An 11,723-nucleotide genomic window follows, 5' to 3' on the forward strand; every position below is an offset into this window, starting at 1 on the left:
TAGGGCGGGGCACGTGAAACCCTGTCTGAACATGGGGGGACCACCCTCCAAGCCTAAATACTCCCTGGTGACCGATAGCGAACAAGTACCGTGAGGGAAAGGTGAAAAGCACCCCGATGAGGGGAGTGAAAGAGACCTGAAACCGGATGCCTACAAGCAGTCGGAGCCTCTTATGGGGTGACGGCGTACCTTTTGTATAATGGGTCAGCGAGTTTCTGTTTGCAGCGAGCTTAAGCCGTTAGGTGTAGGCGTAGCGAAAGCGAGTCTGAATAGGGCGCATGAGTTGCTGGCAGAAGACCCGAAACCGAGTGATCTAGCCATGGCCAGGCTGAAGGTGCGGTAACACGCACTGGAGGGCCGAACCCACGCCTGTTGAAAAAGTCGGGGATGAGCTGTGGCTAGGGGTGAAAGGCCAATCAAACTCGGAGATAGCTGGTTCTCCGCGAAATCTATTGAGGTAGATCGTCTGGTATTGCCCTCGGGGGTAGAGCACTGGATGGGCTAGGGGGGCCCAAAGCCTTACCAAACCTAACCAAACTCCGAATACCGAGGAGTATGAGCCAGACAGACAGACAGTGGGTGCTAAGGTCCATTGTCGAGAGGGAAACAGCCCAGACCACCAGCTAAGGCCCCCAAATCGTGGCTAAGTGGGAAAGGATGTGGGGATTCCAAAACAACCAGGAGGTTGGCTTAGAAGCAGCCATCCTTTAAAGAAAGCGTAATAGCTCACTGGTCTAATAGAAACCCTGCGCCGAAAATGTAACGGGGCTCAAGCCACGTGCCGAAGCTGTGGGTGCATTCTTTGAATGCGCGGTAGCGGAGCGTTCCGTAGGTCTGCGAAGGAGACGGGGTGACCCTCTCTGGAGATATCGGAAGTGCGAATGCTGACATGAGTAGCGACAAACAGTGCGAGAAACACTGTCGCCGAAAGTCCAAGGGTTCCTGCGCAAGGTTAATCCACGCAGGGTGAGCCGGCCCCTAAGGCGAGGGCGAGAGCCGTAGTCGATGGGAACCAGTTGAATATTACTGGGCCTGCCAGAAGTGACGAATGCAAGATGTTGTCTGGTCTTATTGGATTGATCAGGCTTTTGGCGCATTCCGGGAAATAGCTCTGGCGTATAGACCGTACCCGAAACCGACACAGGTGGACTGGTAGAGTATACCAAGGCGCTTGAGAGAACGATGCTGAAGGAACTAGGCAAATTGCTCGTGTAACTTCGGGATAAACGAGACCCGATCGTGGGCAACCATGACCGGGTGGCACAGACCAGGGGGTAGCGACTGTTTAGTAAAAACACAGGGCTGTGCGAAGTCGAGAGACGACGTATACGGCCTGACGCCTGCCCGGTGCCGGAAGGTTAAGAGGAGATGTGCAAGCATTGAATTGAAGCCCCGGTAAACGGCGGCCGTAACTATAACGGTCCTAAGGTAGCGAAATTCCTTGTCGGGTAAGTTCCGACCTGCACGAATGGCGTAACGACTTCCCCGCTGTCTCCAGCATCGGCTCAGCGAAATTGAATTCCCCGTGAAGATGCGGGGTACCCGCGGTCAGACGGAAAGACCCTATGAACCTTTACTGCAGCTTTGCAGTGGCATCAGAGACATTCTGTGTAGGATAGGTGGGAGGCTTTGAAACCGGGGCGCCAGTTCCGGTGGAGCCATCCTTGAAATACCACCCTGAATTTTTCTGATGTCTAACCGAGACCAGTCTAGCCTGGTCCGGGACCCTGCATGGTGGGCAGTTTGACTGGGGCGGTCGCCTCCCAAAGTGTAACGGAGGCGCGCGATGGTGGGCTCAGGTCGGTCGGACATCGACTGTTGAGTGCAATGGCATAAGCCCGCCTGACTGCGAGAGTGACAGCTCGAGCAGAGACGAAAGTCGGCCATAGTGATCCGGTGGTCCCACGTGGACGGGCCATCGCTCAACGGATAAAAGGTACTCTAGGGATAACAGGCTGATCTCCCCCAAGAGTCCACATCGACGGGGAGGTTTGGCACCTCGATGTCGGCTCATCACATCCTGGGGCTGGAGCAGGTCCCAAGGGTTCGGCTGTTCGCCGATTAAAGTGGTACGTGAGCTGGGTTTAGAACGTCGTGAGACAGTTCGGTCCCTATCTGCCGTGGGTGTATGAGACTTGAGAGGATTTGTCCCTAGTACGAGAGGACCGGGATGAACATACCTCTGGTGCACCGGTTGTCGCGCCAGCGGCACAGCCGGGTAGCTAAGTATGGACGGGATAACCGCTGAAAGCATCTAAGCGGGAAACCCACCTCAAAACGAGGTCTCACAGGGCCGTGCAAGACCAGCACGTCAATAGGCCGGGTGTGGAAGCGCAGTAATGCGCGCAGCTAACCGGTCCTAATCGCCCCTATCGCTCACACAACGCCTCCTCACCACAGCGTGACGGTAGGCACACACATGCACAGCAGTCATCCACGCAACACACACACACAACCCATCACCAACCTATCCCACCCCCAAAAAGGGTGGTTCAGAAGACCTGGTGGCCATGGCGGGAGACTTCCACCCGATCCCTTCCCGAACTCGGCCGTGAAACGCCCCAGCGCCTATGATACTGCATCTCAAGATGCGGAAAAGTCGGTCGCCGCCAGGTCCCCTGAACTACCCACACAATCACCAACGCGGGGTGGAGCAGCCCGGTAGCTCGTCAGGCTCATAACCTGAAGGCCGCAGGTTCAAATCCTGCCCCCGCAACCATGAATTAAGCGACTGATATCGCACACTAAAACCCGCCCTCACCGGCGGGTTTTTTGTTGCCCAAATCACCCCGCAGGAAACACATAGGAAACAAACGGAGTCAAAAACGCACGTAGATCGCCCCTGGAACGGAGCCATCTCACGATTGTGTGATTTTCGTTGCGACCAGAATTATCCGCGCGGTGCCAGAGCCTCGATAATCCGGCAATCGGCGATCGTGCCATGGTCGCAGTTTGCGATCATGGTGGCGAGTTCCTTTCGCAGTGCGCGCAGGTCGTGCAGCTTGCGGTCGATTTCAGCCAAATGGGCACGTGCCACGATATCCACCGCCTCGCAGGATTGATCCTTGCGGTCAGCAAGGGCAAGGAGCGTGGCGACCTGTTCCATCGAAAAGCCGAGATCGCGTGCCCGGCGGATGAAGCTCAGGCGGCCGAGATGCTCTGCGCTGTAAGCCCGGTAATTCCTGGCCGTGCGGGGTTGCGCCGGCAGAAGCCCGGATTTCTCGTAGAAACGGATCGTTTCGACCTTCGTGCCCGTGGCACGCGCCAGATCACCGATGCTCCAGACTTCCGGATCCATAGGCACTTCCGGTTCCATAGGCTTGACCCTGTAGTGGCTACAGGGTGCATGATGGTCATCTCCCCCGTTGTTGTCGAGGCATCGTCATGGCATGCTCCTGCTGTCCCGCTTCCTCCGCTGCCCAGAATGATGCCGCCCCGCACTGGCGCCGTGCGCTCTGGATCGCCCTGATAATCAATGCCGGGTTCTTCGCGGCCGAGATCGTCATGGGGATGATGGCCGGGTCAGCGGCCCTTGAGGCCGACGTGCTGGATTTCTTCGGCGATGCGGCGAATTACGCGATCAGCCTGTCCGTCGCCGGTATGGTGCTGGGGTGGCGTAGTCGGGCGGCCCTACTGAAAGGCGTGACGATGCTGGTTTTTGCCTGTTGGGTGCTGGGCAACACGGCCTGGCACGCCTGGGCCGGCACGTTGCCGCAGGCGGAAACGATGGGCGTTGTCGGCGCACTGGCACTGGCCGCCAATGCCGGCGTGGCCGGGATGTTCTGGCGCTTCCGGGACGGTGACGCGAACATGCGCTCCGTGTGGATCTGCAGCCGCAACGACGCGATCGGCAACCTTGCGGTGCTGCTGGCTGCCCTGGGCGTGTTCGGGACGGGAGCCGGCTGGCCCGATGTCGCGGTCGCCGCGATCATGGGCGGTCTCGGCCTGCATGGCGGGTGGCAGATCGTCTGTCATGCCTGGCGTGAAGGACAGGGAGTTTCACATCGGCGCGGCGAGCCTGCTATTCCCGGCAGCGCAGCTTGAACGGGAGAACGCTGGGGAGCATGTCGGCTTACGCCTTCATCTCGGTCATACAGGCGGTTGGGAGAGTTTCCCGAAAGCCGACATAAATCATCCGACGTTCTACCGGCAAAGGCGGATAGCGGATTTGCGCACGGATTCTACCCAGTCGAGGTTCGAATCTCACTAGGCGGGCCATGCGAGATACCGATGGGCACGATACCTACTCTATAGCCCTATCAATTGAATAGTGACTTCTAGCGCAACCTATTGAAATAGTTGTGCATTATGGATAATAGTGAATTCGCGGGTTCCACCGCCGTAAGGTCGGGATAGAGATATGCCAATTCCGCAGTCGGTCATTGAGTAAAGCGCGCCAATCGGCGCCGCACCTCGTTCGCGGGCAATCTACATCGAGGATGGGCAAATAGGCTGCTCAGCCCCCCATGCAAGCGATCAAAGGCCACATGATTGCCGTCCGCCAACTGATCAAAGAGCCAGAGAACGCCGTGCATATCGATCCGTTCGGCGATTGCCAGTTCGCGTAGTGTGCCGTCTCCGGTTAGCAGCCCCCAACCCCGAGCCTCGGCGATGGCGAACGCGAAAGTATCCGGAACCGAGAGTCGGCTATGCTGACGATTGACGGCAGTCGCGCGCCGCAACTCGACAGGCGTTAGTTCTTCTATTCGTAATCCAAGCTGCATCAGCCTGTCGCCGAGTTCGCCGGCCAGCTCCCTGCCGTAGAGCAGATCGGGCACGGCAAACTCGAACGGCAGAAGGAACATCTCCTCAAGCAGGTTGGCCCTTTCCAGATCAATCAGAACCGATGTGTCGGAAACGAGTACTGGCACGGGTCAAACCGCCACCTGATCAAGTCGCTTGTCGAGTTCGCGCACGGAAATCCCGAGAAGCTCTGCCGCGCGCGATTCTCCTATGACGCCCTCAGCAAGAGCGCGGAAGCATAGACGCTCAAAACGACGTGGCTCCTCAACTTCAGGAGCCAGGCTCTCAGGTTCCTCGTACGGAGCTGCCCGCCAACCTCGCTCGGCGAAGACTTTGAACAGCCGCGCGCAGGCAGGTTGGCTAATAATGCCGAGATCCTTACAGCGATAAGCGAGCGCCTGGACACTCACACCGAACCGTTTTTTCAGAGCGACCAGTTCGCCGATACTAATCGATGAACGGTGGGCGCCGACTTCCGCCCGGAGAACATCGGCCGGCATCAGGAAGGCGCCAGCGAACCGATGCGCCGCCTTCTCCTCATCGACTCCATCCGATGGGGCGATAACCATGTGACCAAGCTCGTGCGCCAGATTGAACCTTTTACGTTCGGACCAAGTGCTCCGCTTGACCACGATCACGCGTGCAGCGTCCCGCTCCTTGCGGCGCACCTTGGCGGCAAGTCCATCGACATTGTCGAGATCGAGCGAAAGCACCTTGATACCGCGCTCTTCCAGAAGCTCGGCAAGCTGTGGAATCGGATCATTGCCCAGGCCCCAATCCTCGCGAACCGACCGGGCGGCGTCTTCCGCATCGCGTATCTCCGCAACCGGGTGCGGTGCGCTGCGCGGCTGCTCCCATTCAACGCTTCGCATATGAAGCATGTCTTCCACTGCGAGGTAACGCTCCAGCATATGGATGGCGCGCGCTTCTAGAGCAGCCTCTTCCTTCGAGGACGTCCCGACCTTTTTGCGAAAATCCACGCCCTCAAGCGAAAGCTCGTCCTCACTCAAGAGATATTCCTCCGAGACGTGGAGCGCCTTGGCGAGAGCAATCAGAACCCGAGAACTCGGCATGTCCTCATTGCGCTCGTACTTGCCTATCGCCTGTGCGGACACGAGCCCATCCATCGCATCGGCAAGCGCACGCAGAGAGAGGCCTGACGCGGATCGCGCGACCTTTAGCTTGTTTCCGATCATGGTGGCCTCCTTACGGCGTTCGGTTTCCATGTCTACGATATAGAGTGAATTCTGTAAACCGAAACCTCTTGAAACAAGGTTAATTGGCGCCCATACTAACGCTAATGGTCGGACAGCCGACGATTTTGTAAACCGAATGCGTCGACACGGGGGCGGCCTGTTCCCGATCGCTTCGATCAGCATCAGCAGCAGGCCCACAGGAACCATCATGGCTCTCACCAATACCGAGCTTCGCTACTACGACAGCAATGTGCTCCGCCTTCCGGCGGACAAGCGCAAGGAATATCACGCACAAGTCGATCGGCTGATCGAGGAACTGCGCAAGAGTGTAAAGGGCAAGACCGAGATCAAGATCACCAAGGTCGTGAAGGCCGGCTCGTTCGCCAAGTTCACGATCCTGCGCAAGACGACGTATGACCCCGTCGACGTCGATGTGGTGTTTTACATTTCCGGTCGCGACGCGAGCAAGGAAACGCTCGATAGCCTGACCGACGCCGACTGGCAGGCACACCTCGCAGTCAACCTGACCGGCACCTTCAACGGCCTGCGCGAGGGTGCGCGGCGCGTGCGCGACGGCGGGCGTATCGTCAGCCTGTCGACCAGCATCGTCGGCACCTATCTGCCGGCGCACGGTGTCTATGTCGCAACCAAGGCGGCGGTGGAGGCGCTTACCCGTGTGCTTGCCAAGGAACTCGGCCCGCGCGGCATCACCGTCAACGCGGTTGCGCCCGGCCCGGTCGGGACCGAACTGTTCTTCACCGGTCGCCCGCCGGCGGTGGTCGAGCGGATTGTCGCGGACGTGCCGATGGGTCGGCTCGGAACGCCCGAGGATGTCGCGCGGGTGGTGGCGTTCCTCGCCGGTCCCGATGGCGGCTGGGTCAGCGGCCAGGTCATCCGCGCTAACGGTGGTCGGAACTGACGTGTCGGCGACGACCGTCTCTCCGATCTTCGAGCGCGTCCGCCACGACGTGCGCGTGCGCCGGTTGTCGGCATCGATCAGGTGACGCCAAGTATGCGATGCATGAGGCTGGCCGGCAACGACTTCGCCGACTTCGACAGTCGCGGGTTCGGCGATCATTTCAGGCTGCTGCTGCCGCAGGCGGGCGGCAGGGTCGAGCGAGGCGATTACACGCCTCGCCGCCTCGATCGCCAAGTGCATCGCCTTTCCGTCGGTCTGGGCCGGCCTCATGGTATTGGGACATGAATGTGCCGGCATGACACGGGGACGGCTCTCGTTTCGGACCACCCGCCTGCGCAGCGGATACTATCGCCGGGTCGTCTTTGATCAAGGCTGGGCTGAGTTAATTGTCAGGTTGTGAGACGTCATCGGCGTAGACCATGATACGGTCGACGTCGTTCATCATGCTGGCCTCACTCGTGGTTTTATAGCTGCGATTGTGCAGACGTGGTCTTTTCTTGAGGCGCTCGGCGACTTTCGCGGTGGGCGAAATGCCGCCCAGAACCCGCTGTCGGCGTTGGTTGTAGGCGTGGTTGAACCCGTGCAGCAGGGCTTCGAGATCCGCTGGTGTGCGACGTTGATCGGCAGAACCTCGGTTGCGATACGACCATTGAACCGCTCGACCATGCCGTTCGTCTGAGGGGAATACGCTCGGGTTCGCCGACGATCGACATCCTGGCAGGCTTTCTCGAAGGCGTCCGCAGTGAAGCACGAGCCTCGGTCAGTCAGGATATGCGTAACCCGGAAGGGAAAGGCGGCTTTGGCGGCCTTGAGAAACTCGACGGCATTGGGTGCATTCTCGGCGTCGTAGACGGCCAGATGCACGAAGCGCGAGCAGCGATCGATCGCGACGTAGAGGAACCGTTTGCGGGCCTCGCCATCTGCGGTCTGCAGCTTCGGCAGATGCTTCACGTCGATATGGACGTAGCCCAGGTCATAATCCCGGAAGGTGCCCTCTCCCCGCGCCGGGCGGACCTTCGCCGGCCGACGATTGAGGCCTGCGTCCTTGAGGATGCGCCAGACGCTGTCGCGGTTGAGGTGGGGCAGGAAGTGCCGCAGCACAAAGGTCAGGTCATCAAGCCCGAACTCGGTGGCGCGACGCAGATGGCAGACGATCGCGCGTTCTTCCGCGGGCGCTTTCCAGGCCAGCACTCGGGGCTTGCTGCTCCGGTCGGTGCATTCCTCAACTCCGCGCTTGCGCCACTTGCGCACCGTCTCGTCGCTGATGCCGAAGCGTCGGGCCAGCACCCCGGTCGCGTCCGTCGAGCGTGCGATCTCTGTCCGGACGGAAGGTGTCGTGCGGGCTTGCGGATGGATCTGGTGCATCAACGATCTCTCCGGCGTTCAACGTCAAACCAGGGGGCGTAGGCAGCAATAGCCCACGATACCTCATCCCAATGACGTCTCACAATATCACAGTTAATCAGTGCGTTTTGATGTCCGTTAGATTCGCTATGCATTAGCTGTCGCCGATTACGGCAGCTTCTCCCGCGCAGTGCGCGCTTCCGAGAAGTCGACGCTCATCGGGAGTATTCCCAAGCTGGAATGAACAGTCGACGTGGCTGACCGGCGCTCCCCGCCCGCCGAATAGACCGCCGTGGACGCGCTGGGTCGCGCCCGATTCGCTCTCGGTGTCGCCGAGGATCCAACGCACCGTATCGCCGGCCGCGACCGAGCCGGCGCCGGCCAGTTCCTCACCCCCTGTTAAGCGAGGCAAGAGAGCACACCCTGATTATTGCCCCGACCGCGCAGGGAACGCCCTGTTGACCAAGATGATGGTCGCAGCGAAACACGCCACGAAGGTACGAAGCCATGACTGACAAGCAGACGATCGAAACGCGGATACAATCTGTAGTAAGTTCCCTCACCAACCCGTCCTCTCTCAGGCCGGTTTATAGCTTACGCCCCTGTCCGAAAAACGGGGACCACCTCTCTGCAAGTAACAAGATGCCGCCTTAATGCGAACGCTTGGGCGTTCATCACAGGCCTTGCAAATTCTGCAGAAGCGATGACTAAAAATAGCTATAACTTCCATTTTGTTGATCAGAATCATATTAAATTTTTGATATTCAGACAGAATTTAAAATCAAGATGCTTGCCCATCTTCAAAGACATAGCCGCGAATTACTTCCCCAACGGTCTGTCGTAACCAACGACGAAGCGGATCGGCTTCATAGCGTGGGTGCCAGGCATGAAAAATGGTAACCGGCTCCAGTTCAAACGGGAAAACGAAGGCACGAAACTGCTTATCGATCGGACGCTGACGCGAAATAAATATATCGGGCAGAGAAAGAATCATATCGCTGTAGGGCAGACCGTCCAGCGCTGAAAAATAAGTCGGAACAACGAGTGCAACGTTACGCAAAAGACCAAACTGTTCTTCCAGAACCACGTCGATAGGGCCCTGGCGTCTGCCCCGACGTGAAACGGCAATGTGGTCATACTGCGTCAAGGTTTTAGGGGTTATCGGTGCGTCGAAGACTGGATGATCGCTGCGCGCGAGGCCGACAACTCGCGTGCTGAAAAGCGTCTGTCGTCGGATTTCTGCCTGCAGTTCCCGCGTGGCACCGATATAGAGGTCAACTTCCCCCTTTCTCAAGGCTTCAGTCTCATCACCGTCAGCCTCCGGCGCGAAACGCAGATGGCATCCCGGGCAATCACGCCGCAGGGCATTCAGGATCGGCGCCGCAAAAATCGCCATGACCGCATCGGCGGCCCGAATGGTCAGTGACGGCGCCATGGTTGCGAGTTCAGGCAACGCCTGCTGCTGCGCCATCGACCGGGTCGTTGCAAGAACATCCTGAAGAAATGGCTGAAGTTCCAGCGCTCGTGGCGTCAGGACCATTTTCCGCCCGCTCGGGACCAGAATGGGGTCACGAAAGGTCGTGCGGATCCGGGCCAGCGTGCGACTGACCGTGGCGCTGCTGAGGCGTAGCCGCCGCGCCGCACCGGAAACGCTGCTTTCCTCCAGGAGTGCCTGAAGCGTGTAAAGCAGGTTGAGATCGTATTGCCTGGCCATCCGGCAAGTCTGACAGAAGGGCCCGTCTTGCGACAAGCGCATCGTCGGTCTTCAGGCATGACGGAATAGGCAATTCACCTTTAGCAATTACGCAGTATTCCGTTGCAGAATCCGTCATTAATCCGGCGAGCCTGATGAGGAGACAGGCTCGTGCTCGACAAGGTCGCTGCCGAACACACCATACAAAGCAGGCCGCCCACACCGCCGCCGCCCGCGATCCCGCCGTTCAGCTTCCGTCTGGCGACGGGCATGGTGGGGGTACTTCTGGCCGTGCTGCTGGCGGGCTTCAACGAGCATGTCACGGAAATCGGGCTCACCGACATCAGCGGTCAAATGCATCTCAGCCACGATGACGCAACGTGGCTGACCGCACTGTTCGAGGCCTTCAACATCTCGGCCATGGCATTCGCGCCGTGGTGCGGCGCCACCTTCTCCATTCGCCGCGTGACAATGACGGCCACGGCGACGGCAGGATTTCTCGGGCTCGTGGCGCCTTTCATGCCCGATCTCGGGTCCATGCTGGTCCTGCGCTGCGTGCAGGGTCTGGCATGCGGCAGCCTGCCGCCGATGCTGATGACGGTCGCGCTGCGCTACCTGCCGCCGAACATCAAGATCTATGGCCTCGGCGCCTATGCGCTGACGTCGACCTTCGGACCCAACATGGGCTTGCCGCTGACCGGCATCATGTTCGAGGATTTCAGCTGGCAGTTCCTGTTCTGGGAGATCGTACCGCTTTGTGCCCTGTCGATCGCGTGCGTGGCCTGGGGCCTGCCGCAGGATCCGCTGCGGCTGGAGCGGTTCCGGCAGTTCGACTGGCGCGGCCTCGTCACGGGCCTGCCTGGCATTTGTATGATCGTCATCGCCCTTGAACAAGGCGATCGGCTGGACTGGTTCCGTTCACCGCTGATCACGCATCTGTTCTTCGGTGGCGGTTTCCTGTTCATCCTGTTCATGATCAACGAATGGACACATCCGCTGCCGTTCTTTCGCGCCTCGTTGTTGAAGAACCGCAATGTCTCCGCGTCGCTCATTACGCTGGCCGGCGCTCTGATGCTGGCGGCGGTGACACTCGATATCCCGTCGGAATACCTGACAGAGGTCCGGAATTATCGGCCGATCCAGATGGTGCCGATGGGACTTCTGCTGGCTGTGCCCCAGTTGGTCGTGCTGCCGCTGGTGGCGGCACTGTGCAATATCCGTGCTGTCGACAGCCGCCATGTTCTGATCGCCGCTTTGGCCATTCAGGGCTTCTCGTATTTCCTCGGCACCTGGATCGATGCCGATTGGGTGCGTGAGAACTTCTACGTCATCTTGCTCCTGCAGGTCGCCAGCCAGCCGATGATGGTGATTGCCGATCTGGTGATCGTTACCATGGGACTTGGCCCCGCCGACGGCCCGTTCATTTCGGGTCTGTTCAATGTCACCAAGGGCTTGGCCAACGCGATCGCGGCCGGTGTCGTGGACGCGCTGATGCGCCGTCGCGAGCAGTATCACTCCACGATGCTGCTCGACCATTATGGCAACCAACGCTTCGCCATGCAGGGCATGGGCGATCCGACGGCCGGCGAACTCGCTCCTCGTATTGCCGACCCCGCGCATGTGGACGGTACGGCAATCGGACTCTTCCACAAGGTCGTCGCCGAGCAATCGATGATTCTGGCATGTGCCGACATCTACGTCGTCATGATTGGCGTCTGCGCGGCCCTGATCGTCCTCAATTCATTCTTGCCGACGCGGGTATATCCGCCGCGCGCGCCCATCGCTGCACCAAGCCGATAATTGCCCCGCCTGTTTTCTTCTGGAGTTC

Annotated in this window: 8 protein-coding genes, 1 tRNA gene, 2 rRNA genes and 2 pseudogenes (1 of these 13 only partly in view); 7 read left to right on the plus strand and 6 right to left on the minus strand. The window is 59.3% G+C overall.

Going from position 1 to position 11,723, the window contains the following annotated elements; all coding sequences use genetic code 11:
• The 3 genes from A0U93_RS09445 to A0U93_RS09455 form a co-directional block, all read left to right on the plus strand.
• Positions 1 to 2,383 (plus strand): 23S ribosomal RNA (locus tag A0U93_RS09445); it begins 356 nt to the left of the window's first position.
• A gap of 117 nt (positions 2,384 to 2,500) precedes the next feature.
• A 5S ribosomal RNA gene (rrf, locus tag A0U93_RS09450) occupies positions 2,501 to 2,615 on the plus strand.
• A 27-nt stretch (positions 2,616 to 2,642) separates the two neighbouring features.
• Positions 2,643 to 2,719 (plus strand) — tRNA-Met (locus tag A0U93_RS09455).
• Between the two features lie 171 nt (positions 2,720 to 2,890).
• Here the strand turns inward: A0U93_RS09455 and A0U93_RS09460 are convergent.
• Positions 2,891 to 3,298 (minus strand): MerR family transcriptional regulator, encoded by a 408-nt coding sequence (locus A0U93_RS09460; RefSeq protein WP_077807133.1) that lies wholly within the window; start codon positions 3,296 to 3,298, stop codon positions 2,891 to 2,893.
• 86 nt (positions 3,299 to 3,384) lie between these two features.
• Here A0U93_RS09460 and A0U93_RS09465 point away from each other — a divergent pair, with 86 nt between their 5' ends.
• Complete coding sequence (locus tag A0U93_RS09465) at positions 3,385 to 4,044, plus strand: cation transporter (RefSeq protein ID WP_077807134.1); 660 nt, start codon at positions 3,385 to 3,387, stop codon at positions 4,042 to 4,044.
• A gap of 335 nt (positions 4,045 to 4,379) precedes the next feature.
• On the opposite strand, the gene A0U93_RS09470 is transcribed toward A0U93_RS09465, so the two are convergent.
• Both A0U93_RS09470 and A0U93_RS09475 read right to left on the minus strand, forming a co-directional pair.
• Positions 4,380 to 4,871: a PIN domain-containing protein gene (locus A0U93_RS09470; protein ID WP_048850366.1), complete on the minus strand. Its 492-nt coding sequence runs from the start codon at positions 4,869 to 4,871 to the stop codon at positions 4,380 to 4,382.
• 3 nt (positions 4,872 to 4,874) lie between these two features.
• Entirely contained in the window at positions 4,875 to 5,969 is a 1,095-nt protein-coding gene (locus A0U93_RS09475) for a helix-turn-helix domain-containing protein (protein ID WP_211273997.1), read from the minus strand.
• Between the two features lie 178 nt (positions 5,970 to 6,147).
• Here A0U93_RS09475 and A0U93_RS09480 point away from each other — a divergent pair, with 178 nt between their 5' ends.
• Both A0U93_RS09480 and A0U93_RS09485 read left to right on the plus strand, forming a co-directional pair.
• Positions 6,148 to 6,858 carry an SDR family oxidoreductase gene (locus A0U93_RS09480; protein WP_077808447.1) on the plus strand — a complete coding sequence of 237 codons (711 nt, stop codon included), beginning with the start codon at positions 6,148 to 6,150 and terminating at the stop codon, positions 6,856 to 6,858.
• A gap of 72 nt (positions 6,859 to 6,930) precedes the next feature.
• Positions 6,931 to 7,143: a siderophore-interacting protein gene (locus A0U93_RS09485; protein ID WP_255318277.1), complete on the plus strand. Its 213-nt coding sequence runs from the start codon at positions 6,931 to 6,933 to the stop codon at positions 7,141 to 7,143.
• 97 nt (positions 7,144 to 7,240) lie between these two features.
• On the opposite strand, the pseudogene A0U93_RS09490 reads toward A0U93_RS09485, so the two are convergent.
• The 3 genes and pseudogenes from A0U93_RS09490 to A0U93_RS09500 all read right to left on the minus strand — a co-directional run bounded on the left by A0U93_RS09490 (position 7,241) and on the right by A0U93_RS09500 (position 9,958).
• Positions 7,241 to 8,223, minus strand: a pseudogene (locus tag A0U93_RS09490) (IS481 family transposase).
• 271 nt (positions 8,224 to 8,494) lie between these two features.
• Positions 8,495 to 8,605: pseudogene (locus A0U93_RS09495) on the minus strand (TrbG/VirB9 family P-type conjugative transfer protein); the annotation flags it as partial.
• A gap of 378 nt (positions 8,606 to 8,983) precedes the next feature.
• Positions 8,984 to 9,958: a LysR substrate-binding domain-containing protein gene (locus tag A0U93_RS09500; protein WP_342743026.1), complete on the minus strand. Its 975-nt coding sequence runs from the start codon at positions 9,956 to 9,958 to the stop codon at positions 8,984 to 8,986.
• A gap of 108 nt (positions 9,959 to 10,066) precedes the next feature.
• On the opposite strand from A0U93_RS09500, the gene A0U93_RS09505 reads away from it, so the two are divergent.
• Positions 10,067 to 11,695 (plus strand): MFS transporter, encoded by a 1,629-nt coding sequence (locus A0U93_RS09505; RefSeq protein ID WP_245824796.1) that lies wholly within the window; start codon positions 10,067 to 10,069, stop codon positions 11,693 to 11,695.
• Positions 11,696 to 11,723 lie beyond the last annotated feature (28 nt).

Origin of the sequence: Neoasaia chiangmaiensis, from assembly GCF_002005465.1 — a bacterium.
Classification (GTDB): Bacteria; Pseudomonadota; Alphaproteobacteria; order Acetobacterales; family Acetobacteraceae; genus Neoasaia; species Neoasaia chiangmaiensis.

What these genes read in the sequence shown, in the direction of transcription:
- A0U93_RS09475 (WP_211273997.1), bottom strand. Translation starts at nt 5,969, where the DNA reads ATGGAAACCGAACGCCGTAAGGAGGCCACCATGATCGGAAACAAGCTA.
- A0U93_RS09480 (WP_077808447.1), top strand. Translation starts at nt 6,148, where the DNA reads ATGGCTCTCACCAATACCGAGCTTCGCTACTACGACAGCAATGTGCTC.
- A0U93_RS09460 (WP_077807133.1), bottom strand. Translation starts at nt 3,298, where the DNA reads ATGGATCCGGAAGTCTGGAGCATCGGTGATCTGGCGCGTGCCACGGGC.
- A0U93_RS09500 (WP_342743026.1), bottom strand. Translation starts at nt 9,958, where the DNA reads ATGCGCTTGTCGCAAGACGGGCCCTTCTGTCAGACTTGCCGGATGGCC.
- A0U93_RS09465 (WP_077807134.1), top strand. Translation starts at nt 3,385, where the DNA reads ATGGCATGCTCCTGCTGTCCCGCTTCCTCCGCTGCCCAGAATGATGCC.